Origin of the sequence: Parabacteroides sp. AF48-14 (assembly GCF_003477465.1) — a bacterium.
Lineage (GTDB): Bacteria > Bacteroidota > Bacteroidia > Bacteroidales > Tannerellaceae > Parabacteroides > Parabacteroides acidifaciens.
The window spans coordinates 1-25,069 of record NZ_QUDI01000009.1 but is presented as its reverse complement, the minus strand read 5'-3'; the positions used below and the strand labels follow the sequence as shown (position 1 = coordinate 25,069).

At 47.3% G+C, this 25,069-nt stretch carries 20 protein-coding genes; 6 read left to right on the top strand and 14 right to left on the bottom strand.

Annotation, left to right across the window (positions count from 1 at the left end; genetic code table 11):
* Nucleotides 1–111 precede the first annotated feature (111 nt).
* Both DW083_RS05915 and DW083_RS05910 read left to right on the top strand, forming a co-directional pair.
* Complete coding sequence (locus tag DW083_RS05915; RefSeq protein ID WP_115501210.1) at nucleotides 112–771, top strand: LysE family translocator; 660 nt, start codon at nucleotides 112–114, stop codon at nucleotides 769–771.
* Between the two features lies 1 nt (nucleotide 772).
* A complete protein-coding gene (locus DW083_RS05910) occupies nucleotides 773–1,414 on the top strand; it encodes a carbohydrate-binding family 9-like protein (RefSeq protein WP_122331756.1) in 642 nt (213 codons plus the stop codon).
* Between the two features lie 224 nt (nucleotides 1,415–1,638).
* Here the strand turns inward: DW083_RS05910 and DW083_RS05905 are convergent, their stop codons facing one another.
* The 3 genes from DW083_RS05905 to DW083_RS05895 are packed head-to-tail and all read right to left on the bottom strand — an operon-like array spanning nucleotide 1,639 to nucleotide 5,794.
* Nucleotides 1,639–4,491, bottom strand: coding sequence for a beta-glucosidase (locus DW083_RS05905; RefSeq protein ID WP_122331755.1), 2,853 nt, complete (start codon nucleotides 4,489–4,491; stop codon nucleotides 1,639–1,641).
* A gap of 3 nt (nucleotides 4,492–4,494) precedes the next feature.
* The gene (locus tag DW083_RS05900) at nucleotides 4,495–5,097 is read right to left on the bottom strand and encodes a response regulator transcription factor (protein WP_122331754.1); all 603 of its coding nucleotides are present in this window, start codon (nucleotides 5,095–5,097) and stop codon (nucleotides 4,495–4,497) included.
* Between the two features lie 4 nt (nucleotides 5,098–5,101).
* A complete protein-coding gene (locus tag DW083_RS05895; protein ID WP_187574952.1) occupies nucleotides 5,102–5,794 on the bottom strand; it encodes a hemerythrin domain-containing protein in 693 nt (230 codons plus the stop codon).
* A gap of 800 nt (nucleotides 5,795–6,594) precedes the next feature.
* On the opposite strand from DW083_RS05895, the gene DW083_RS05890 reads away from it, so the two are divergent.
* From DW083_RS05890 to DW083_RS05880, 3 genes are all read left to right on the top strand, one after another.
* Nucleotides 6,595–9,897: a DUF6383 domain-containing protein gene (locus DW083_RS05890; RefSeq protein WP_122331753.1), complete on the top strand. Its 3,303-nt coding sequence runs from the start codon at nucleotides 6,595–6,597 to the stop codon at nucleotides 9,895–9,897.
* Nucleotides 9,898–10,148: 251 nt separating this feature from the next.
* The gene (locus tag DW083_RS05885) at nucleotides 10,149–10,457 is read left to right on the top strand and encodes a nucleotidyltransferase family protein (protein WP_122331828.1); all 309 of its coding nucleotides are present in this window, start codon (nucleotides 10,149–10,151) and stop codon (nucleotides 10,455–10,457) included.
* A complete protein-coding gene (locus DW083_RS05880; protein WP_122331752.1) occupies nucleotides 10,447–10,794 on the top strand; it encodes a DUF86 domain-containing protein in 348 nt (115 codons plus the stop codon). The genes DW083_RS05885 and DW083_RS05880 overlap by 11 nt, the downstream gene beginning before the upstream one ends.
* Nucleotides 10,795–10,806: 12 nt before the next feature.
* Here the strand turns inward: DW083_RS05880 and DW083_RS05875 are convergent, their stop codons facing one another.
* The 11 genes from DW083_RS05875 to DW083_RS05825 form a co-directional block, all read right to left on the bottom strand.
* Complete coding sequence (locus tag DW083_RS05875) at nucleotides 10,807–11,952, bottom strand: Rid family hydrolase (RefSeq protein WP_122331751.1); 1,146 nt, start codon at nucleotides 11,950–11,952, stop codon at nucleotides 10,807–10,809.
* A gap of 43 nt (nucleotides 11,953–11,995) precedes the next feature.
* A complete protein-coding gene (locus tag DW083_RS05870) occupies nucleotides 11,996–12,604 on the bottom strand; it encodes a response regulator transcription factor (protein WP_122331750.1) in 609 nt (202 codons plus the stop codon).
* 12 nt (nucleotides 12,605–12,616) lie between these two features.
* Complete coding sequence (locus tag DW083_RS05865) at nucleotides 12,617–13,321, bottom strand: hemerythrin domain-containing protein (protein WP_122331749.1); 705 nt, start codon at nucleotides 13,319–13,321, stop codon at nucleotides 12,617–12,619.
* Between the two features lie 9 nt (nucleotides 13,322–13,330).
* Nucleotides 13,331–14,485, bottom strand: coding sequence for a Rid family hydrolase (locus DW083_RS05860; protein WP_122331748.1), 1,155 nt, complete (start codon nucleotides 14,483–14,485; stop codon nucleotides 13,331–13,333).
* Between the two features lie 12 nt (nucleotides 14,486–14,497).
* A complete protein-coding gene (locus DW083_RS22605) occupies nucleotides 14,498–14,890 on the bottom strand; it encodes a hypothetical protein (protein WP_233551790.1) in 393 nt (130 codons plus the stop codon).
* On the bottom strand, nucleotides 14,854–15,216 hold the full coding sequence (locus tag DW083_RS22600; RefSeq protein WP_233551788.1) for a hypothetical protein: 363 nt from the start codon (nucleotides 15,214–15,216) through the stop codon (nucleotides 14,854–14,856). The genes DW083_RS22605 and DW083_RS22600 overlap by 37 nt, the downstream gene beginning before the upstream one ends.
* Before the next feature lie 4 nt (nucleotides 15,217–15,220).
* Nucleotides 15,221–16,462: a porin gene (locus DW083_RS05850; protein ID WP_115499635.1), complete on the bottom strand. Its 1,242-nt coding sequence runs from the start codon at nucleotides 16,460–16,462 to the stop codon at nucleotides 15,221–15,223.
* Nucleotides 16,463–16,487: 25 nt separating this feature from the next.
* Nucleotides 16,488–17,924: a di-heme oxidoredictase family protein gene (locus DW083_RS05845; protein WP_122331747.1), complete on the bottom strand. Its 1,437-nt coding sequence runs from the start codon at nucleotides 17,922–17,924 to the stop codon at nucleotides 16,488–16,490.
* A 15-nt stretch (nucleotides 17,925–17,939) separates the two neighbouring features.
* A complete protein-coding gene (locus DW083_RS05840; RefSeq protein WP_122331746.1) occupies nucleotides 17,940–19,193 on the bottom strand; it encodes an imelysin family protein in 1,254 nt (417 codons plus the stop codon).
* Nucleotides 19,194–19,223: 30 nt separating this feature from the next.
* Nucleotides 19,224–20,555: a hypothetical protein gene (locus tag DW083_RS05835; RefSeq protein ID WP_122331745.1), complete on the bottom strand. Its 1,332-nt coding sequence runs from the start codon at nucleotides 20,553–20,555 to the stop codon at nucleotides 19,224–19,226.
* Nucleotides 20,556–21,182: 627 nt separating this feature from the next.
* Complete coding sequence (locus DW083_RS05825; protein WP_122331743.1) at nucleotides 21,183–21,431, bottom strand: hypothetical protein; 249 nt, start codon at nucleotides 21,429–21,431, stop codon at nucleotides 21,183–21,185.
* Nucleotides 21,432–22,151: 720 nt separating this feature from the next.
* Between DW083_RS05825 and DW083_RS05820 the strand changes: the two genes are divergently transcribed.
* Nucleotides 22,152–25,069: hypothetical protein (locus DW083_RS05820; protein ID WP_147382092.1), on the top strand; the 2,918-nt coding region annotated here is incomplete at its 3' end.

The following is a 25,069-nucleotide window of genomic DNA, read 5'->3' as shown; positions in this document are numbered from 1 at the left end:
GTGTGAAAACGCCTGTAGGTAATCTAAAAAACATTCCTACAGGCGTTTTTTCTTTTTTTATCAGGAATAGAGGTTATCTTTGCAAATCATTAGGCAGAAAATAGAAGGATAATGCTGGGATTGATAAGTAAAGGAATTGTGATAGGTATATTGGTTTCCGCCCCGATGGGTCCGATCGGTATGCTGTGTATACAACGAACGCTGAACAAAGGACGTTGGCACGGGTTTGTTACCGGGTTGGGCGCTGCCCTGTCGGATGTGATCTATGCCGCGCTGACCTGCTTAGGAATGGGAGTGGTCGTGAACTTTGTCGAAGCGAATCAGGCCCCGCTCCAGTTAATTGGTAGCATCGTATTGGGCGTTTTCGGCTATTACATTTTCCAGTCTAATCCCGTACGGAACCTGAAAAAGCGACGGGAAAAAAAGTTATCGTTTACACAGGATTTTATTACAGCTTTTCTTCTTACCTTTAGCAACGTCTTAATTGTACTGTTATATATCGGTCTGTTTGCCCGCTTCGGTTTTGTCTTGCCGGAACATTCGGTCTGGATGCTGTTAGGAGGCATTGGTTTTATAGGAGTGGGAGCTGTACTCTGGTGGTTCGGGATCACGTATGTAATAGCGAAATTGAAGAAATGGTTTAACGTGCGAGGTATATGGCTGTTGAATCGGATTGTGGGATCGGTGATTATTGTGCTGGCCGTTATCGGGGCTGTGTCTGTGTTGCTGACTTCTTATTTCCATTTGCCATTACTCCAAATCTATAATTGAAATGAAGAAACTGAAAGTCCCTTATTTGGCAACGCTGGATGTTCTGGACCTGTCGTCCGTCGGCTTTTTAATGGAGAGCAAGGCCCAGCGAGAGTATATTGACGTGATTAACTGGGAAGAATATCCCTATAAGCCTATCGTGGCATTCGATATAGCAAGGTCGGATGTCAATTTGTATATCCGCTATTTTGTAAAAGGGAACTCCCTGAAAGCGCTCCATGAGGTAGACGGCTCGCCTGTATATACGGACAGCTGTGTCGAGTTCTTTATGAAACAGGTGGATGATCACAACTACTACAACTTCGAGTTTAACTGTATCGGTACGTGCGACGCATCACATCGCGAATCCCGTGATGTCAAACAGTCTCTGTCGCCGGAAGAATACGCTTCCATCCGTCGTTATTCCACATTGGAACATGCTGCGTTTCCGGAGAAATTAGGTGTGCATGCTTGGGAGCTGGTCGTCTCAATCCCTTTCCGTGTGATGGGACTCGATCCGGAAAACCTGCCGGAAAAGATTATGGGCAACTTCTATAAATGTGCGGATGATACCGAATTTCCGCATTTCGTCAGCTGGAGTCCGATCGATCTGCCGTCACCCAATTTCCATTGTCCGGGGTTTTTCGGGGAAATCTATTTATAGTGTCTGTGTCCTGGCGGGCTTGACCCGCCATCTCATCTTAATCATTGTCAGTTTAGTATGAGGTTGCGGGTCAAGCCCGCAATGACACGCTAAAGCGTTAGAACTTACTTTTGATACATTATCATTTTCGATGCTTAAAACAGATAATGCAGGTCAACATTATGGGATTTCGATACTGAAATGCGATAATGTTGATCTGCATTATTATTTTGCACCGGTACGGTTTAGAGCTTTACTTCTGAGATACTGGCATTGCCCGCAGTCATCACGATGCGGATATCGCTGGCGGTGGTGCCTTTGAACCGGTATGTCTTCAATTCGTTAGTCGCATCGACTGTTCCTTCATAAACAGTCAGGAACTGGCCTCCGCCGCCGGATAGCTGGATTTCGAATTTGGCATCTTTGCTTTTTTCTTTCCAGGCAATCGCTATGCTGTTGGGCGAAGCGTTGTTTTCGAGAGCGAAGGTGATGTATTCCCCTTCGTTGGCTTTCCAGGCTGTGGACAGGTTACCGTCGAGGACTTGTGCCGCTGTCTCCTGTGATGAACTGGCAATTACTGATTTCTGCTGATGGGATGCGATGGGTGAGGCAGCCTGCTCTTTCCCGTATTCTACCACCGTGAAACGATCGTTCAGGCGGATGTCTTCGGAAGAGGCTCCGACCATTACTTTGAAATCTCCCGGTTCGACAACCCAATGGTTATCGCTGTTCAGCAGTTGCAGGTCGCGCGGCTCGATGGTGAAGGTCACCTCTTTTGTCTCACCCGGATTCAGATGGACGCGGTCGAAGCCACAAAGGTTCTTTTCGTAAGTCGTGACGGAACTGATGACGTCACGGACATATAACTGTACGACCTCATCGCCGGCGCGTTTACCCGTATTGGTCACTTTGCAGCGTACGGTGACCGGCTGGATCTGCGTGACGACAGACGGCTGGATGGATATGTCCGAATATTCGAATGTCGTGTAGCTCAACCCGTAGCCGAACGGATATAGCGGGCCGTTTACGCGGGACATATTGCCGTTCAGCCCTTTGTTTCCTCCTCCGTCGATCTGTGCGTTCGGCTTGGTCGGGAAATTGAAAGGAATCTGTCCGACTGTTTTCGGGAAGGTCACGGTCAATTTACCGCCCGGATTGTAGTCCCCGAACAGGGCGTCTGCAATAGCCGTGCCGCCTTGCGAGCCCGGATACCAGGCTTCGAGGATAGCCGGAACATATTTGTCCGCCCAGTTGATCGAGAGCGGGCGTCCGTTAATCAATATCAGCACGACCGGTTTGCCAGTTGCGGCAACCGCCTGAAGCAAGTCGAGCTGTCGGCCTGGCAGTTCCAGGCTGGAACGCGATTTGTTTTCTCCGCAGGTGCGGCTACTACCGCCGAGCACAACGACTGCGACGTCACTCTTCCGGGCGTTTTCGACCGCTTTGTCTATTTCACTCTGCTCTTCGCTTGTCAACGGATAGCGGTATAATTCCGATTCCGGCCAGTTGGCGTCTACCAGGTCGCAGCCTTTGGTGAAAAGCACTTCCGTTCCCGGTTTCACTTTCTTTTGGATGCCTTCTAAAACAGTTGTCACCTCTACGGCCAACGGGCCATAGTGTGTCAAGGCATAGGCTCCTTCGTCGGCGTTCGGGCCGCATACGGATATCTTGGAAACGCTGTTTATATCCAACGGGAGGACAGCATTTTCGTTCTTCAGCAAAACAAGCGATTCTTTAGAAGCCTGCAAGGCAATCTGCTGGTTCTCGGCGCTGTTCACCTCCTTGTCCGCCTCTTTCAAGTCGATCTGGTAAGGCTGGTCGAACAGTCCGACGAGGAATTTCACACGCAGGATGTCGCGTACACGGTCGTCGATTGTCGACATCGGGATGGCTCCCTCTGCGATCAGCTCACGCAACGGCAGCACGTAGGAATCCGGCGAGCGGAACGTGCAACGTATGTTCAATCCCGCCAATACGCTTTGCAGGACGGATTCTTTCATATCGGCCGCCGTCCCGTGCTTCGAGAAAAGATATTCGACCGCATCGCTGTCCGAAACGACATATCCCCGGAAGCCGAACTCGCCGCGCAGGCGTGTCGTCAGCCAGTAATAGCTGCTCTGGACCGGGAAACCGTCGTAATCATTGTAGGCGCTCATCGCTCCCAGGATGCCGGCTTCTTTGATTACCCGTTTCCAGGGGTAAACATGGATCATTTCCACCTCGCGCGGTGACATCTGCGGGTCTACACGCGCCATTCCTTCGCGTCCGCCTTTATTATTGCTGTAAGCGATGTAATGTTTGGATGTCGCCGCCACCTGGTAGTCGGTCTGCATTCCCTTTGCCATCTGTATGCCTAATTCGGCAACGAGATAAGGGCTTTCGCCGTAGACCTCTTCATAGCGTCCCCAACGCTGGTCGCGGCCGACGTCGAGGATCGGAGCGTAGACATTCGTGTATCCTAACAGACGGCCTTCGCGTCCGGTGATATAGCCGACTTTGTGGATCAGGTCGCGGTTCCAGGTGTGTCCTAATCCCAATTGTGTGGGGAAGTTGGTCGCGATATAGCTTTCCACACCCCGGATTCCTTCGTTGGTGAAATCCGTCGGGATGCCGAGCCGCGTCTCTTCGATGAAGAAGCGTTGTACCTCGTTGAGTGCCCACGCATGGCGCGATGCCGGCCAGACGTATGGATTGTCGGAAGGCGGAAGTCCCCATTGCTGGAAACCGTTCAGGTGTTCGTCGATTGCGCCCATGCCGTCTTTCCAGAGCTGGTTCTTCCATTCCGGCGTCGGCAGGTCGTCTTTCAGCACCCGCTTGTAGCCGTAGAGCGTCACCATCTGGCAGGTCTTTTCTTCGACGTTCATTTGTGACAGAAGGTCCTCGATACGTGCATCGATCGGTGCCGTGGGGTCTTCATATACATCCTTTTTCCCGTTTTTGTTGAAGTCGATCCAACCGTTCCGGTAAATGGATTTGTTCGTTAATTTGTAGGTGTCCGGTATCCGGATTTCCTGTTGTGTTTTGTTTTGTGCCAGTGTGCAGAATGCCCCCGACAGGACAATGCACGACGCAATGGCGGCAAGTCTGTTTTTCTTCATGGATTATAATTTGATGTCGTTCAGTTCTACTAATTTGTTAACAATGGCGTACACGGTCAGACCGCTGGCACTATGGATTTGCAGCTTCCGGGCAATGTTTCGGCGGTGTGTGACGACAGTATGCGTGGAAAGGAACAGGCGGTCGGCGATCTCGCGGTTCGTCATTCCCTTGACAACACAGACAACGATTTCCTTTTCGCGTGTGCTGAGTGTTTGTTGTTCTTCATTTTCGGTCTCTTCAGCCGGTGGCGTGTGGAGAAGTTCCAGTTTATGGCGCAGCTCGTCCGGACTGTCGTATATGCTGATCTGCTCGTCGTAAGGGCGGAGCAGCGTGTGATCGGCGACGGCATACAGCAGGGCGATGCATTTCATCTCCGTACAGCTCGCCTCTTCCTTGATCTGTTGCAGGGAGAAACAGCCCGGAATCGCGGGGTTGATGACCAGCATGTCGGGCCTGTGCGAGCGAAGCGTTTCCTGCAGAAGCTCCATGGTGGCAATTTCAACAACCTGGATGCGGAAGCCGGGAAGCCGTTTCAACACCGTTTCCAATCCGCTTCGGATGATAGCGGACGGATCGGCAATAGCTATCGTTAATAAGGTACTCATCGGATCACTTGATTGTTTTTTCCAATGCCAGGATCGCCGGCACGAAAAGATAGTCCTCGACGTGATTATGGGAAGCCAGATCCTGTTCGGTCGCAAAGATATCGAACAAGACGCTGTTCAACAGGTTGCTGCCTGGCCCCGGATAATATTTGATCAGGATATTTTTGAGTTCGATAATCTTCATCTCGATCTGGTCGTGATGTTTACGGAAGATCGTGATATTGTATTTCGGGTCCTTTACGCCCTTCAACAGCCCTTTTACATACGGGAACACCGTTTTCTCTTCGTAGGACATATGTTTGTTGACCTCTGCGGCATAGTCGTCAAAGAATTTGGTAATGACGAAAGCCACGTCTGACGGACAATCCATAATGGCATCCGTCAGTTTGCGGCGTATATGCGGCAACCGGAAATCCAGAAAATAGGCATGCGCGTTATGCAGATAAGTGATCAAAGCCTCGATAGACAGGCATTTGTCAATATTAGTCATCGGTGCCGAAACATCTTCCGTCAGAAAATTCACAACGGCGAGGAACGTGCAGGGATCGACGCCGTTCTGCCGGCATACCTCTCCGATGTTCTTTTCTCCGAATCCGAGTGCGATGCCGAAGCGGCTCATGACAAGCACCATCGGATAGTTCTCGCAGATCAGATCGCTCATTTTGTCGGTTTCCCGATATTTACCATTCTTATACATAGGCTTTTTTCTCTCTTGTCTTGGTGTTTGAATAGCCCAAAGATACATAAAAAATAGATTCCGCAGGCAGCGCTTACGAAATTAGTAAATTCGGAATGCCAAGTAGTTTCAGCCGGAAAAATATTTGAAACTAAAGTTTCAGAAAGATTCTTACTTTGAAACTAAAGTTTCATGCCGATGGAACTAAAGTTTCCTCGGATGAAAATTTAGTTTCCTGCCGTGAAACTTTAGTTTCGACCGCAGACACTTTAGTTTCGCGTCGGGAAGCAAATGATCAGCCTGTTTTTGGAAAAATATCCGTCTTGAATAGGGGCTAAAAAGGGCCTTTTAGGCGGATATCCGCGAAAAAGCGTTTTTTTACATTTTGGCGGTTTTCGTAATTGGTTGATTAATAGCAATGTAATACATTATATAATGTACGCGTAGAAGGGCTGTTTTAGGGGGTAAAATGGGGTGTAAAATTGAATGTAAGACGTTGAATTATAAAAAGATAGGAAGCCGTTTGGAAATGACTAATGAAAACGTACGTTTTTTTTCGTCATTTTTTGAGAGGGTGCAGAAGGTTCGTGTCTAAAAGGTGTGATTTCGTACAGGTTAAGCTATCTAATTGATAAGAAACAATATAGAAAAAGAAAAAACTTTGCGGAAAGGATTGCAGGTTTAAAAAGTATATGTATTTTTGTAGCTGAAAAATGACGAATTTAAACGTACGTATTCACATACAAAATACAAAAGTTAACAAACGTACGGCATGAACTGAACTTTTTATAAACATTAGTATTAATATTAAATTTAGAATTATGAACAAAAAGTTTTCTACTCTTTTGGCAGGTGTTGCGCTGTTTGGTGCGATGTCTGCTAATGCGACCACTCCGGTCACCTCTTTGCAGAAAACAAATGACGGCTTGTATCAGTTAGAGTTTGAAGCTGCTGGTGGTACAAAAAGTTATTTGTCTATGTCAGAAACCGGAGCTCTGTATTTGGAAGGTGATGTTGTTTCAAACAATTTGGCTAAATCCTTGTGGTGTGTTGAAGTAATTGAAGAAGGTTTCGGTAAAGCTCCTATCTTTGACTTTACAAATAAGGCAACAGGACAACGTTTGGATATCCAGTTCGCTGGTACACTTTTGGAAGGTTTGGCCATAAATACTCCGTCCACTGCTCCAGATGCAGACTCAACCCGTGTAGGAGGTGAAGTTTCTGGCTGGGCTTTTTCTACTCAGTACACTGCAAATCTGCAAGCAAAAAGAACACTTTATTCTTATTTTAAAGCAGACTCTGTTATCGGTTTAGTGAAAGATGCTGCAGATGATAAGATTTTGGTTAAGAAAATGGGTGCATCTGAAGCTTATGCCGATGCTGAAGATGCTGCCGGTACAGCTTTGACTAAGTTTACATTGGTTGAAGCGGATGTAATCCGTTTGGGTGCAAACGAAATTAACACTTATCTGGGAATGCAGACAGCCGACAAAGGTGTTGCTCTGAATTTTACTCCAGATGAAATGGGTGAAAAGCTTCCAGTTGCTAATCCGTTCAATGGAAAGAATGCAGGCAAGTTCTTCGCTGAAGATTTCGGTGATGCTGATTATGTTTATATTTATAATGCTGATAGCTCTTATCTGCGTGTAGATACAAGCATTGTAAATGAAAGCGGTGAAAAATTCCGTGCTTTCTTGTGGGATAACTTGAAGTATGCTAAGCTTCAGGCAAGTAAAGCTGCAGCTGGTGCCCCGAGTGATCCCGCTGATTCAATTAGCAGATCTACAATTAATGATCAATATGCATTTGCATTCTCTTATTATCCTTCAAAAGATAGTTTGATTATTCAAGTTAAAGAAGCATTGGATTATATTGAAACACCAGTTGCTGGTTCTCATTGGACTACAGATGCTGATGTAACCGTATTACCCACTGCAAATGTTACTGGTGAAAACAACTTTATTACAGTTCAAGACCTAATTAAAGGGAAAGTACGTATTGTAACTATTTACGATACAAAAGAAACTGACGTTAACTTAGGATTTAAGGGTTGTGAGGCTGGCTACAATGGTCGCACATCTGTTGCTGACGGTTTGTATTTCATCATGAACCAAAGAGGTCAATATTTGGCTTCTCCGATCCATATTAACGGTACATCTTTAGAATGGGTTACTGTAAAAGCCGACGAACAGCTTCCGGCTCATATGCCAGCTTACCAATGGGTTGTATTGAAGAAGAATACTGCTGATAAAGTGGCAGATTACTCTCCTGTAGAGGTGACTAACCGTGAGTATCCGGCACGAAACACTCAAACTCAATTGATGATAAATGAAGGTGCTAAATATTTGACTACATCTGATGGTTTCTATTTGGGAGAAGACTCTCTGATCTTCGTACAGGTAAAAGACGCTGAAGGTGTTAAGGATAATGCAGCGCTGATCGCTGAAGCATATCAGGATACATTGCTGGGTTACAAGAACATCAAAGATGCTAAGTTCTTCTTGGATGAATACACATTCAAATATCTGCACCCGTATGCAACTGGCGAAAATAGCAAATATTTGGCTAAGGGCGCTGGTAAAGATTCTCTGTTGAATGTATTGAATGGTAAGGATGCATTCCGTCTGGTTGAAAAAGATTGGCATAAATATGGTTATACTGTAGATAAGACAGTTCTTAAGAGAGTTGGTATCAAGCAACTTTATAGAAATTCATATTCTGTTCAGCTGAAAGATGCCTTTATGGGTGAAGCTGCTGAAGCTAAATATGCAATGTCTAAATACTTCGGTGCTCCTGCAGATAGCTTCTTCTTCAAAGAAAACAACCATTATGAAGGCGAATGCTTCTATGCAATCGTAAAAGCAAATAAGACTGATATTGGTGATTACAAGGCCGGTGTAACAGATGATATCCTGGATGCAACCGTTAAGGTTCAGCCGCTGGGCGAAACAAGAACTTCTGCATTCGCTATCAACCCGGATAACACTCCTCTGTATCGTCGCTTCAACAACGTAAATCTTGGCGAAAGCGCAACTGATGGTCGTGATAGCCTGAGATTCTTCGAAAATGTTCGTAAAGAATATCTGATGGACGAAAACAACCGCGAAGGTGGTTTGATGGATGCTAATGTAAGTTATGCAGGTATGTGGACTGCCGATAAAGCAACAGGCTTGGCATTCCAGATTGATACTGCTTGGGTTGGTCGTGGCCGTGGTTATATCAAACCGCAGTACCTGATCTCTGTAAATCATAATGATTTCGAAGGTGTAGAAGGTACTCCTTGTACAGAAGATGGTCCGCACATCACTCCTGACGGACAGATCACTGACGATCCTATGTTGTGTAAACATGCTCATCCGGCAATCCCGGGCTTCGAAAGAGCTAAATATCTGGTAAGCTTCCAGGATTCTGTTGATGTTTACGGTCAGGATAAACCTTATGCCGATATCGCAGGTGGTTACACTCGCGTAGGTTTCGTAGAAGGTATCCGTGTTGCTGATACATTGTGGATTTTACCGGCTGAATATAGAAGCGTAGCTAATGACAAGATCGACTTCAAGGCTTTGGAAAAAGCTGATTCTACACTGTTCGCAGATGAAGGCGTACATATTAAGAACCTGTTGTCTCAGGACAATCACAAGAACTATACTTGGTCGTTCCGTTATGTACATCCTGAAAACGCAGCTAACGTTACAGCAGAAGGTAAAGAAAACTCATTCCTGTTCGAATCTAACAACTATGACGGCGAAAATATCGCTCCTGAAAATGCAGCATGGTTGAAGATCCAGAATGGTTGCGTTGTTCTGACAAAAGATCCTTCTTTGTTCTCTAACGCTAAGACTGGCGGTGACGGTGCATTGGTATTCAATGTTGAAAACAAAGAAAACGATGAGCTGGCTACAGACAATGAAACAATCGCTACATCTGAAGTAACAGTAATAGCTCAGAATGGCGCTGTAAGAATTGCTAACGCCGAAGGTAAGAAAGTGGTTATCACTAATATCTTAGGCCAGACAGTAGCTAACACGGTAATCACTTCAAGCGACGCTGTAATCGCTGCTCCTGCCGGTGTAGTTGTTGTAGCTGTTGAAGGTGAAGAAGCTGTTAAAGCTATCGTTAAATAAGAAAATATAATCAATAATGACCATGCGTCCGGTCCTTTCGACCGTTCAATTAACCCGTGAGGGCGAACAAGTGGTACATTAATACTAAAGTAAAAAAATAAGTATGCTGCCCGTACTTCTGTGAAGAAAGAGAGCAGATAAAGAACAAGCCCTGACGGAATATTCCGCCAGGGCTTCGTTTTTTATTTCGTAATAGGAATATTGAAAAACTATTTATATCTTTGCTAATGCGTTTAAAGACAGAAGGAAATATGAATGCTATCTTACAAAATCGAATAGAAGCCATAAAAGATTTATGCCGGCGATACAAAGTGAAGAGTTTGTATTCCTTTGGGTCTGTCAATACTCATAAATTTACGGAACATAGTGATATTGATTTACTGATAGAGTTTGAGCCTGATATTTCAATTGAAGAATATACAGATAATTATTTCTCTTTGAGGGAGAAACTTGTTGAACTGTTTAAGAGAAAAATAGATTTGGTCACCCAGCGCTCTCTTTCCAATCCCTTTTTTATTGCAGATATAGAACAAAGTAAGAAATTGATATATGGGGCGTAATATTCAAAAGTATCTGTACGATATGCAGCAGTCTATTCTGTCGATTTATGAGTATCTGGGAGAGAAAAGGGACTTTCTTGCCTATGAACAGAATAAACTTTTACGACGTGCTGTGGAGCGTGAGTTAGAGATCATCGGAGAAGCAGCCAACCATCTTCTTGATTTGGATCCTGATATTGCTATAGATAATGCCCGGAAGATTGTAGATCTGAGAAACTTTGTGATACATGGTTATGACAAGGTTGATAATGTCATTATTTGGGGTGTTATCAGTAAGGATCTGCCAAAGCTGGAAAAGCAAGTAAATACCTTGCTAAACCAGCAGACGATCCTTTGACATTAATACTACTTATAACGCCGCAAACCTTTCATCCCCTTTGTCCGTTACCGCCGTACATTCCATCTCTACCAGCCAGCCGGTGCGGCAGACCGGTGCGCGGACGATGATATGAGGAAGATTTGGATGATGTTTATCCAGATATTGCTTAACCCGCGCATAGTCCGCCGTGTCGCGGATGTAGATGACGGCTTGCATGATGTCGTCGAGGGTGGCGCCGGCTTCTTGCAGAAGGGCGCTGATATTCTCGATCATGCGGGAAGCCTGTTGCATAACGTCGCCGGGGTGGACGATTTCGCCGTAGCGGTCGATGCTGGCTGTGCCGGAGATGAAGATATGGCGGCGGTCGCCATACGTGACGGCGGTTCCCCGCTCGAAGGTGACGCCGTATTCATACGTGCGGTTCAGGTGATCGGGAGCGTACAGATATTGGATTTGCTCCGGACAGATACCCGAAACAGCATATGTGTCCATCGTGACGAATACCATCGGGTCGACGTAGCGCCCTTCGATTCCCGTGCTGGCAATGAAATGTGTCTCTTCCGTCAGGTTTTGTGTGGCAAACACCTCTTTGCGGGCTTTGACTACGCCCGGATAGTTTACGTCTACATTCTGAACGAATATCCAGGTCCGCAGGCAGTTGGCTGCCAGTGTGCATCCGGCATCCGTCAGTTGCATGATGTAATCGCGGAAAATCAGGCGCGTCTGATATTCCGAATTGGCAGCCCTGTTGCATTGGTTGGCGCCTAAAAGCTGGCTGTATGCGCTGTGGCGTGCTTCGAACAACCCGCTTGGCAAGACCTGTGTCTGCACACCCGTTTGCAGCCAGGCCCACAAAGCTATCTTTGTCCCGTTCATCGGCGCCTGCTGCACAATAGAAAGTGCGCAATAGGGAGAAAGGCGTTCCCGTTCCATCAGCTCGTCCGTCTGGTTGGTCACGTCGCTCAGGAAATAACGCCGGAAAACGGCTATCGGATTACCCGGCAGTTCGGTTACACAACGCGTGTAGGCTTCTTGTATCTGTTGTAATTGAGCGTGGAAATCCTCCATGCAATCCGTCTGCCGGAAAAGAATATGGTATTCCGTGATACCTTTGGTTGATTGAAAAGAGGTGATCTGCACCTCCGTAGTGTCGTATGTTTTCCTTATCAGGTCCATAAATATTGTGTTTTTGCAGTTGATCGTAAAGATAAGGAAAATATCAGTTGTTCAAATCCTTTAGCTCGATCAATTTGTTGACGATGGCGTAAACGGTCAGGCCGCTTGCACTGTGTACCTGCAGTTTGCGGGCGATGTTCCGGCGGTGGGTGATGACGGTATGCGTGGAGAGATAAAGCCTGTCGGCTATTTCCCGGTTTGTCATGCCTTTCACTACGCAGACCACGATTTCCTTTTCGCGTCCGCTGAGCGTCTGCTGGTCGTCGCTTTCCCCTTCTGTCTCCGGAATCTCTTCGGCGTTGAGCCGTTCCAGCTTATGTCTCAATTCGTCGGCGCTGTCGTAGACTGATACCTGGTCGTCGTAGGCATGGAGTTGAACCGGATCGCATACGTTATATATAAGGGCAATACATTTCATATCCGGGCATCCGCATTCCTCTTTCAGATGTTGGAAGTTTGTGCTTCCCGGCAAGCAAGGATTGATAATCAGAATGTCCGGCTTATAGATGCGTAAGCCTTCCGTCAGACAGTCTGCCGCTGTTATTTCCGATATCTGGATGCGGAATCCGGGCAATCGTTTCAGCAGCGTTTCCAGTCCGCACCGGATGATGGCGGAGGATTCGGCTATCGCTATTTTTATATTTGTGGACATGATCGGTTGTTTTTATTGTTTTTCCAAAGACAAGATAGCGGGTACGAAGATATAGTCTTCTACACGGTTGTGAGAAGCCAGATCCTGTTCGGTAGCGAAAATATCGAACAGGACACTGTTGAGCAGGTTACTGTCCGGCCCCGGATAGTATTTGAGAAGCAGGTTTTTCAGTTCCGTAATCTTTCCCTCGATCTGGTCGTGCCGTTTACGGAAGATGGAGATGTTATATTTCGGGTCCTTTTCCCCTTTCAGCAGGTTGCGGACGTAGGGGAAAACGGTCTTTTCCTCGTACGACATATGCTTGTGCACTTCTTCTGCATATTCGTCGAAGAAGCGGCGGATCACGTAGGCCACGTCTTTCGGGCAGCTCACGATCGCTTCTGTCAGCTTATGGCGGATATGGGGCAGTCGGAAGTTCAGGAAGTAGTCGTGCGCATTGTGCAGGTACGTGATCAGCGAGGAGATGGATATATCTTTGTTGCTGCCGGCAACCGGAACCGCTTCCGCATCCGTCAGGAAGTTGACGACAGTCAGGAAAGTAGGCGTGTCGATTTCGTTCTGCCGGCATACTTCCCCGATGTTTTTCTCTCCGAACCCCAGGTCGATCCCGAAGCGGCTCATCACAAGAACCATCGGATAATTCTCGCATATCAGGTCGCTCATCTTGTCCGCTTCCCTGTATTTTCCGTTCTTCATGTTTCCCATATCTTTTATCATTTTAGGTTTTTATAAGCATGCAAATTGCGGAGCATCTGCCGGTATGACCGCCATACATTCCGTCTCGATCAGCCAGCCCGGGCGACAGACAGGTGCGTGTACGATCAGGTGGGGGAGTGACGGATAGTGGTTTTCTATGTATTGGCTGGCCACCTGATAGTCCGCCGGGTCGCGCAGGTAAACGATTGCCTGCGTGATATCATCCATTCCGGCTCCGGCCTCCTGCAACAGGGCTTCGATGTTCTCCAGCATCCGTTGCGTCTGCTTTACGATGTCGCCGGGATAGACGATCTCGCCTTTGTTGTCGATGCTGGCCGTTCCTGAGATGAATATCTGCTTCCGGTCACCGTAGGTTACGGCTGTCCCCCGCTCGAAAGTCACCCCATATTCGTAGGTCGGGTTGAGATGGGTAGGGGCGTAGAGGAAACGGATTTGCTCAGGTTGCAGGCCGTCGACGGCGTAGCTGTCCATTTGAACCAATACGTTCGGGTCGGCATGGCGTCCTTCTATTCCTGTACTGGAAATATAGTGTGTTTTCTCCGTCAATCCCTGGGTGATGAATACCTCTTTGCGCGCTTTTACTACGCCGGAATAGTTGACGTCCACGTTCTGGACGAAAAACCAGGTGCGGATGCAGTTGGCGGCGAGCGTGCAATGTTCTTCCGTCAGTTGCAGGATGTAATTGTTGAGTAGCAGACGCGTCTGATATTCGGAGTTGGAAGCCTTGTTGGCCGCTCCGCCTTCCCAGAAATGACGGTAGCCGTTGTGCGAGACTTCCGCCAGTCCGTTATTGCAGTTCTGCACGTTCATCTCCGTCTGCAGATAAGCCCAGAGCGCGATCTTGCTGCCGTTCAGGGGAGCCTGCTGCACGATCGAGAGCGGGCAGCACGAGTTCTCGCATTCCCATTCCGTGACCAGGTCGGCCTGGTTGGCCGCATCGCTCAGGAAGTAGCGGCGGAATACGGCCATTGCGTGGGCCGGCAATTCTTCCGTCACTGCTTTGGCGTATGCTTTTTGCAGGTTTTCCAACTGGTTGCGGAAAGGCAGGCAAGGATCGGTGACGGACATCAGTAACTGATATTCCGCCACTCCTCCTTTTCCTGTGAAAGAACAAATTTGAACGTGTATGGTGTCGTGTTCGTATGTTTTTGTTGTCAATGTCATGTGTCGGTACGTTTAATTATCAGGGGCATCCTCCTGTATCCAGGTTTTGATAAGCGCTAATACTTCCTGTTTGCCGGTACTGTTGAACATGTCCTTATGATAGTCGTTGTCTTCCAGTATTTCCGGCAGATAGCTGTTGTTCGGATTGCCCGGGTCTACATATTTCTTCTTGTCCGGCGAAAGGGGTGCTTCCACATCCACCAGTGCCGCATAGGACTTATCGCGTGTCAGGTTCAGTTTTCCGGCGACCTGTGTGCTTCCTCCGTGGCAGGCTATGCAGTTCGCATCGAACACCTGCTCCTGGATTCTGCCGTAGCTGGCCAACTCCAACGCGTCCACGTCGATGACGATATTATCGCCGGACTTGTCTACTTCGTACGTATAATATGTATAGACGATGTCCAACCCGTTACTGACGACGGCAATGCAGATTTTCCGCGTGTCGTCCTCAGGTTGTTCAGTGTGACGGAGATTGTCTTGTCTGCGTTGACCGGTTTGGAGAAACGCTTGTTCTGCGTCGGCGTATCCGAATTGTCTCCGAGGGCGACGAGCGACAGGTAATTCTTTTTTGGCCATGCCCCCAGTCCTTTGAACCGGACGTTTACGGTTGCCGTCCGGCCCAGGTCGACCGGCGTTTCCTCCGGATATATTTTCCCTTCGTCGCAAGCTGCCAGCAAGAGGGCGGCAAGGAAAAGCAGGACTCCGTTTTTTAGGGATATCATTCGTCTCATCTTGTCAGAATGTAAATTGTAACATGGCGGTAGCACTGTTGCGGGCAAGTCCGATAGCAGAGGCGTCGCGGTCGGCTTGCGTGTCGTGTCCGGAACGTCCGAGATACTGGTACATAAGTTGCAACTTCAGGTTATTGTTGAAGAAGTAGTAGTTTACGCCGACGGCCGGCATGTTCAGCAAACCGCCCTTCTTCGTCCCGTTACGGTCCATGAAGTCATAACGCAATGCGCCTTGCAGTTTGGGGGTGATGAAGTATCCGCCCTGTACGTATGCCGCCCAGAAGTTCTCGTCGGCCTTGTTCATGATCTTGGTAAAATGCATATTCATGAAATATCCTTCGGCAGCGAAATAGAAGCGGTTGATCATCCAGGCAAATTCCAGTCCGACACGTGTGTCGCTGCTGCTGAGATATTCGGCTTCTGCGTTGTAGGAGGCCGAGACGGCGATCTGCATCTTGTTGTCGTTCAGGTTTTCCGGATCTCCCTGCGAAGCCGGCATCTGTCCCATCGGCATATAGGCGAGGCGTCCGGCGTAGAGCAGGGAGAGCAGCCAGCTATGGTCGTCGGTGTTCGTCTTGGTGGCCGTGTTGACGTTGATGCCTGTTCCGTTGAAGACGCCGACCTGGTAGTTCCATCTGTTGTCGAGCGTCCCGTGCAGCTGTACGCCGAGATCGAAACCGGTGGCAAAGCCCGGCACGGCATAGTTGATGTCATACGGCAACAGGATGGAGGCCGATGCGGAGAAGGGCAGTACGGGGAAAAGCGTTTCGCCCAGCGTGCTCAGGTAAGCGTGCATGAACGGCGTTTTGAATTTCCCGGCCCGGATGCGGAATTCGTCTTTCAGAGCGATGTCGAACCAGGCTTGTTGCAGCAGTGCGCCGCCGCTTTTAGCCGCATTGATGGATAGGTTGAACGTCACCTTGTCAAACGCCTTTCCTGTAAATCCTAAAATGGCATTGGGAACGGCAAAGCCCGTGTTTGCGATGTTTTTGGCATAATAGCTTTCCAGCCCCTGGTCGTCATATTCGTTCAGTGTGGCGCAAGTCTGTACCAAAACGTATGGTTTCAGCAAGAAGTCGCCCGCCTTGGTCGTGAAGGAGAACCCTTTTTTCCCGGCTAACGATACGACGTCGTTTTCTACATATTTGTCGTCTATCTTCTTTTCTGTTTCCTGGGCGATAGCCGGAAGGGCAAGGAGGCTGCATAGTGCGGCTGTCGCCAATGTAAGTATCTTTTTTTGTTTCATCGTCTTTGTATGTGTGCGTCTGTATTTATAAACTTTTTAGAAATTGGAGCAGGGCTGCGCGTTCGTCTTTCGACATACGTGAGAACAGTGTGCGCGAAGCGGCTCCTTCACCTCCGTGCCACATGATTGCTTCCGTCAGGTTGCGGGCGCGTCCGTCGTGCAGGTAATAGGTATGCCCGTTGACAACCTCTTGCAATCCCAGCCCCCAGAGCGGAGTCGTGCGCCACTCGTTGCCGCTTGCCAGTCCGGCCGGATAGTCGTCACCGAGTTCGACACCCATGTCGTGCAGCAGGTAGTCCGAATAGGGGTGGATGACCTGGTTGCCGAGTTGCGTCAGTTCTGTCCAGCCGTCCAGCAGAGATACGCCTCTGGGCCGTGTATGCAAAGTCACGGCATGGCATAAATGGCATTTGGCCTGGTAAAACAGCTGTTCGCCTTTGATGACGACCGGGTCGGTCACGTTACGCCGTGCCGGTACTCCGACGCAGTGCATATAGAGGTCTACGTTTGCCATATCTTCCGTCGATACTTCTACGCCGGAGTAGGCGTTCCCCATCATCTGCGGCTGTCCTTCGCCCACTTCGTGCGGAAAGCGGTCGTTGGTGACACCCATGTCGGATGAGAAGCCCAACTCGACTGTCAAATCCTGGTGGTTGGCTTTGTTTCCGGACAGTCCGATGCCGTACCGCCCTTTTTCCGTGACGTAATTAAGCCGTCCGCTGATGCCATACTCCGGATAGTTGCTTTGCTTGGCGAGTTCCTGCAACTGGTCGAGGTCCAGTGCCATCATCTGTCCCATCCCGACATGCCGCAGAGGCATACGGACAGAGATGCGCAGGTCTTCCGGCGCGATGCTGTCTGCCGACCATTCGGTTATCCGGTAGTGAGGGGTTACCAGCTCGTACTCTTCCCCGTCGGGGAAGCTGTACTTCTGCGCTGTTGTCGTAATCTTGAGCTTCCCTTCGGCTTTCGTCCCGTAGATGCTCTGGTCATGCAGGACACGTCCGTATTCCTGTATATACCCGCCTGTTTTGCGGCTGATATAAATCAGCATGGAAGAGAAGCCCGAGCCGGAACCGCCGTCGGCAATAGCCGGCCGTGTGCGTCCCGTTCCTTTGTGGCAACTGCCGCATGAATATCCTCCGTAGAGAGGGCCTAAACCGTCGTCTATGCCGTAAGCGCTGTCATACAAGTCATCTCCTTTGTTGAAACGCCTCGACAGTTCCTGGTTTTCGCCGACCCAGTAGGAATCGGTGTCGTAGGCATCCGCCGCATTGGAGAAAATAGTGGAACGGCCTGCCGAGAGCTCTTTTTCCAAGGCGGCTTTCCCGTTCGGTTTGATTATCCCGCTGTATTCGCTGACGTCGTCTTCGGTCGTACAGCTCTGGCACAACCCGAAACAACAGAAAGCGAATACAAGGATGATAGTCAATTTACCCGAAAGAAATTGATATCTTGTCATATTGATTACGGGCTCTTAATCTTGGAACTTAGCTTTCACTTTATCCAATAATATCTTCAGGTTTGCACATTCTTCGCGGGCCGGCGTTACTTCCGGAGCATCCAGGTTATTACGGAACGGAGCCGGGATCGCACGGATCGCCTCGATTGTCTTGTCGATTTGGACCATAACGAGTGAATCCAGTGCCGGGTTGATCACCTTGACCAGTTTCGAGATGCCGCCCGGGTTCTCTTCGTCGTAAGTGTAGTGGTCGTCTTCTCCGAATGAAGTCGTCATGTGTCCGCCGTAATAGCAGTTGCGGATGCTCTGGATATTGTCTTCATAGTCATCCAATGAGTTCCAGCTGTACCACGATTCGACGCCCAGCACGCCGCTGTTGTCTTCGCCGAACTTTCCGGCTGCCGCATCTTTGGCATAATCGTCTGCCGGAACGCCGATTTTCGATTCACCGACTTCGTTGGCAATGGCTGCCATGCCGTTGCCTCCGTTCAGCATCAATTCCAGTGCGGCATTTGCACTCGACAACGTGTAAGTTCCGTCATGCTTCTTCATCGCTTCGGCATAAGAGGTCGGAACATCTTCGTCTCCCAGACCGTCTTTCCATGCTTTGTAGAGGTTTGTACCGTCATTCACCAGGTGCTTTACCGCTTTTTGCAGATAGATAATTTCGTTTGCAGACAGGTCGGCAGCCTTTTTGGCATTTCCGTCTTTGAACAGCAGATATTCGACGGTGTGGAAACCGCGCAGGTTCTGGGCTGGGTTTTCTGCCGTTTCGGATTCATCGACACTTCCTTCGATCGCATCCCAGTTCCCGTTTTTGATGATCTGGTCGATACCGTTCTTGTCCAACGGCCAGCTGTCCATACTGGGGTCGAACGATTCCAGGTCTGCCGGACCGAAAAGGAATGCTTCGCTTTGCTCCCAATAGATACGGGCGTTACGCCATTCGGTGCAAGCCTCTTCCAGCGCATTGTCGTTCGGGCTGGCGGCGAAAGCGTCTACGGCCTGTTGCAACTTGTTCATATTGTCGACCATTGTCTTATAGGTGGGAAGTGCCACTTCGTCTACGAAGGTCTCCACAACCGCATCCATCTGTGCATCCGTCAGCTTTTCGCCGGAATCCGGACACTGGTCTATCGTTTTGATTGTCCAACCTCCTACGGGAGGTTCTGTTTTTCCGTTATCAGGATCATCGTTGTCGCTGCATGCGGGCAGGAAACACAAACTGCATCCCATCAGCATTAAGGTAAAAAAGTTACTTTTTTTCATTTTGTCTGTAATTAAATGATTTAACACGCTTTATTTCTTAATGAACCAACCGATATAGGCGATTCCTATGGAGACTGTATTTTCAGCATTGTAGTCGCCCCATCCGATGTTGCGGTTGGAATAGTCCGCTTTGACGACCAGGTTCGGCAGCGGATAATAATTGAGGCCGGCTGTGATCACGGACGACTGGAAACGTTTGTCTGCCAATTGTCCTTTGTTCGGTTCGACATCTTCCATCGGATTGTAATATTCATACCGCACGAACGGATAGATTCGTGGCGCCTTGCCTCCGAAGAAAGAACCGACATTGTAGCCGACTTCGCCTGCATAGCTTACCGCCTTTTCGGCAACCGGTTTTGTCGGGTAGCCGGATGCGGATGACGATTTGCGGTTGATTTCCGACAGGATCGCACTTTCACCCAGATGCCCCCACACGAAGTTTGCCCGTGCAATCAGGTTCTGGTTCGGGCTTTTGTATTCGGCATCCGCCGTCACGATCGTTACCGGGAATTTGTAGTGTTTGCCTGTTGCCGAGTTGATATTTCGTGTCGGTTTCGAACCGTTCTTGGCCGTCTGGTTGTAGTAGACGGATGCGCCTACGCGCAGGCCGCGTATCTTCTTTGTCCCGTTGTAGTTGAGGCGTGCCACGAATGCCGGGCTGGTGAAGTTGCTGACTTCGAATGCGCCCTGTTTGCCGTTGCTGATCCAGTCCTCGCTGCGGAATCCCTGCGGGTCGAGGCCCGAAACCATTTGCAGTTCGTAGTCGAAATTCCACAAGTCGCCGAAGAAAGCGATACCCGTTTCGTGCCAGGTGGACGGCAGGATCGTTGTTTCTCCTTCCGGGCGGTAAACGCCGAAGAAGTTAAGCGGTTCGTGGTGCGTATTGGTCAGCCCGACCGGCACGATCATGTGGCCGAACCGCATATTGAAATGCTTGTCCATCAGGTAAGAAATGTGGAACTGTTCCAACGCCACTTCCCCGCCTTTTTCTATTTCAGTTTCATATTCCCCGTTTTCTTCATACCATTCGATCTCGCGGGCTGTTCCTGTCCCTCCGTATTCAAATTCTATTTCGGAACTCAACACCCATTTGGGCGAAAACTTGTAATCGAAAGCGAGGATAAAGCGGGGGATCGAGATGCTTCCCCTGTTATAACGCTGCGAACCGTCCGGGTTCTTGAAACGGTTGAAGTCATAATCCATATAACTTGCCGCCATTTCCCCGTAGCCGCCGAAACGGAATTTCTGGTAATCGTTGTAAAGTTCTTTTGCTTTAACGGTAGAGCTCATATCGCTTTCCTGTGCCATCAACGGGCCGCAGGCGCAGATTGCTAAAGTTAGAAAATTTGCTAATCTTTTCATTGCGTTTTAAAATTTTGGGCAAAATTAGATGGGTTACGGACGGTGCGCAATCGCAATTAGTAGGTAAAAAGGGTTTCTTGTTACCTATTTGTAGGTATTATCCGGTTTTTAGTCTTCATTTTGTTTGAATATCACCTCGAGTAGGTAGACGATGGCGTTTTTTTACTCATATATAGGTATTGTGGAGGCTGTAAAGTGGCCGTATCTTTGCAATGTCATTAAGAAAGTAACACTATTAGTATAATCGCTGTATCAAAACCTTTTGCTAATTATGTAAGCATATAAGATGATTAAACGTATTGGAAAGTTTTTATTGGTTATTTCCAGTATAAAAAAGAGGCCTCTCTGTGAAGAAAGGCTTCTTTTTTGTTATAAGGCTTCCGCTCTTTTCACGTGTTTATTTTTCTTTATATATTAAACGCAAAATACAATAACCCCCTTTTTGGCCATTTTTCTATTTCGTCCGAAATCTTGATCGATTTTGAATTGACTCTTTTCGCGCTTTTGGCCTTTACGGATGACAACAGATAGAATGAGGTGCGCAGCCCATTCCGGAAAACGTGCAATTTGATTACCGGAAATCGGAAACGCTGACAATGTGATAAACCTTAATTCCTGGAGAATCGATTATTTCAAAATAAAACGGACCGCGCTCCAAATATCCAAAAGAAGTTTTGGGGGCTTGTCGCCACGACGACCGTCTTTATCGCCCTCGCGACCGTCTTCATTTGAATGATGACCGTCTTCATAGGGTATGACGACCGTCTTCATGGCGATAAAGTACCGCGAAAATGAAATAAAGGTTGACTTCCCGGCAAAAAACTCCCGGAAAAGAGGAAAAAGCCCCTTTTTGGCGGCTGAAAAGTGGATTAACATTTATTTGATTTCGGACCTCTTCCGAAGATGAAAAAAGCGTTTTATACAATAAGCCTTCCCTCTCTGGAAATCAAAAATAGTTTCCATGCCCATCCATCCGAAATTCCATGCCCATGTAATCAGATTTTCATGGGCATGGAATCTGCTATTGGAGATTTGGAATCTAAAAAAGCTAAATAGATGTGCTGATAATTAACAAAAAAGGACACTTGCGTTTGCGTTTCTCGAAAAACGCCTGGAAATGACCTTTACATCAAAGAAAACTAAAAAATATAAAACATTGACAAACAGAGGGATAAGTAAAAACAGGACGACGAAAGAATCGTTAAATTTTCATGTAAAAACCCGGTGAAAAGCAGTTGTAAATAATTGATGTATAGTGGATTATGTGGGGTGAGTAGAATGACTAACGAAAACGTACGTTAGATTCGTCATATTTCAGGTACAAAAATAGGCATAAGTTTTAAACCTGCAACTATATCTTCAAAGAATTTTCTTATTTCTATGTCCTTTCTTATCAACAGAATAGCTTAACGAGTACGAAAAAGCTTGTTCTCAACACGAAGTGCAAAGATCGCAAAAATAAATGACTAAAAAAAACGTACGTTTTCTCTCGTCATTTTACAACGATTAAGAAATTCAATGTTTGAATACGAAGTGTAAGAACGATATAGAAATTCAATATACTATACATTATTATTAATTAAACATTTTAGAATTATGAACAAAAGATTTTCTACTCTTTTGGCGGTTGCTTTGGTAACCGGAAGTTTGTCGGTGTATGCAGCGAACCCTGCTTATAATGGGCCGACGTATACGGCAGCCGATGGGACAAAGTCTACTCCGGCAGACAAAGAACAGGTGTTGCTGGGTATTGTAGCAAGTAACGCTTCATCTGTTACAAATTATTTGAAGATTAACGACGGTGGTTTAACCACAGGAACTGCTCTTACATCTATTAGCGACTACAAGAATTTAACTTGGGCCGTATCTGTAAAGATGCCGGAAACTGGAGTTGTTGCTGGTAATCCTATTTACACGTTTACCAACAAATTTGCCGGTCAGGTTCTGGCAGTGAAACTGGTAACAGATAATAAGGGTAAATCTACTGCTCCCGCTAAAATTGATGGTACAGGAAACTCTCAATGGGGTTGGAAAGACGGAGTAGGTTTGTACGCACAGACTAAGGACTCTACTTTCTACTTTGCTGCAGACATGAGTTTGTGCGCTGTTGAAGGCGGTGTTGATAAGGTGGAAAAGAATGATGCTTTGGTATCTTATGTTCCGCTGACAGAGTCTAATAAAGTCGATTTGGCTGCTGAAGACTTTGAATCCATCCTGAAAGACGGTAAAGTTTACTTTAACAATGGTAAGGATGTAAAGAATGCGAAAAACATTCTGACGGATAATGCTTGGGTGGCTTATGCTGCTAATGCAGCTAATAGCTTCTTCCTGGCTGTTAAGGACAAAGAAACCAAGAGCGGTAACCCGTACTTGTTGATGGTCGATACTACTTATTATGACACAGCAGCAGGTAAGTATCATGCATTGGTTGCTGATACATTGACTTTGTCTTTGGATGATATGGAAGCTTTAACAGGTGGTACTTATGATGAAAGCAAATACAATCCTACTGACCTGACTAAGTATGCAAGACCTATCGGTGCTGCAACATTTACAGGTAAGTATTACCCGATGAACGACTCTATCGTGCTGGCGGTAGCAGGTGAACCGGATAAGAACTATAAGTCTGCTATTATTGATGGTAGCAAGCAGTATGGCCCTCAGGTTGCAGATGATGCAGCTGTTACAGGTACTGATCTGTTTAAAGGTATGCCGGGGTATGTAGAGGCAAGTGCTGAAACTGGAGATATTGCAGATCTTGCAACAGCAGTTGCTGCTTGGTTTGCAGAGGCAGTAAAAGACACTCGATCTGCAGACGGTTACAATGCCAAGTTCGCAGAATCTTTATTTACATCCAAAGCATTAGCTGATGCTGGTACCGCTGCTAATGCTGAAGGCGGTGTCCTAAAAGCAGCCCAAGATTGGGTTAAAGCTGCTGATAATAAAAACAATAAGAATCTCGCTAAGATCTCCGCATTCGTAGCTTCCGCAGAAAAACTGCAACGCGTAGCTGCAGATGCTGCTGGTACAGCATTCTTCATCAAAGGCTTGCCTCAACGTGCTGCTAATACAACAACTGCTGCCACTGTCGCTTTGCGTGAATTGAGCGACACAAAGGTTCTGACAGTTGCTCCTGCTGCTAGCATTGATGAGTATATCAAGCCGTTAGTACAGCCGTATAAGACAGCTCCTGACTTTGGTGGAACTGCTGATATTGATGTTACAAAGGTTTATTATCTGAAAGACCTGAACAAATATCGTAACAATGCTGAAAACAAAGGTGAAGGCTTCTTCTTTAATGAAAGCCCGGTTGCACAGAGCCAGTATCTGGCAGAAGGTCAGGCATTCAATCCGTATGCACAGTATGTATTTGTAAAGACTGCAGGAACTTCAAAGGGTAGCTATTCAATTGTGAACCGTGCAACAGGTGAAACTCCTGATATTGCAAACACTGGTGATTTCGCCGGTCTTACAGACGTATTGTCAGGTGACAGCATCGTAATCGGTACTGACTCTCTGTTGTTGGTAGACGCCAAGATCGCTTACACAGGACAGGATTCAGCAAAACAGATCGGTTACAAGTTCGCTTCTGAATATGATCTTGTAAACAAATCGTTTATGATTCACTCTGCATCTCCTTATATGAAGGATTTGTTCCTGCACATGAAGGGCGACTCTTCTGTAATGGTTGCTGCTGACGAAGTTCTCTATAAATTGGAACCTGTAACAGGCGCTGCTGAATATGGAGCAAAGGTTGCCGGTATCGATACACTGGAAAACCAGGCTTACTATATTAAGACTGTTAAGGGTGAATACCTGGTAGCTAACGAAGCTGCAAACGGTTATATCCTGACGAAGGATGCAAGCAAACTGTATGAAGAAATTACTTATACAGATGCAGAGAACAATACGAAGAAATACACTGCTATCAAAACAGCCTTCTATTTCATCGCAACAGACAATGATGATACTTATGTAATGCAAGAACTGGCTCCGGAAAACGAAGCTGGTGCTAAGGTTAAATCTCTTGTTTATGATGTTAACGATCAGAAAGCAACCGTAAATGCCCAGACCGGTATTTTAGAATCATCTGAAGTTACTGTTAAGAACGACCTGTTCTACGTAGCTACAGAACCGACTCCTGCCAGCCTGTTCACAGCTCCGAAACACGTACAGTTGAAGGCTATCAACGGCGACATGGTTGCTGTAGGTAAAGACAACTTCGGTGCTGTTGCTCGTGAAGGTGACTTGAAAGCTGCTTACGAAAAGGTAGACTTCACATTCTATCTGGATACAGCTCGCTACACAGACAATGAAGGTAAGGATCTGGTAACTCCGACTTACTATGTAACCAAAGGCTTTGCCGCTGATACAACAGCTAAGATTGATGCTTACAGATTGTATATGTGTGTTGCTTCTGACTCTGCAAGTGCTGCTAAGGTTAATCCTGAACAATATTCTTATGACAATAAGACAAGAATCCAGTTCCGCAACGTTGTTCGCTACGGTGCAGA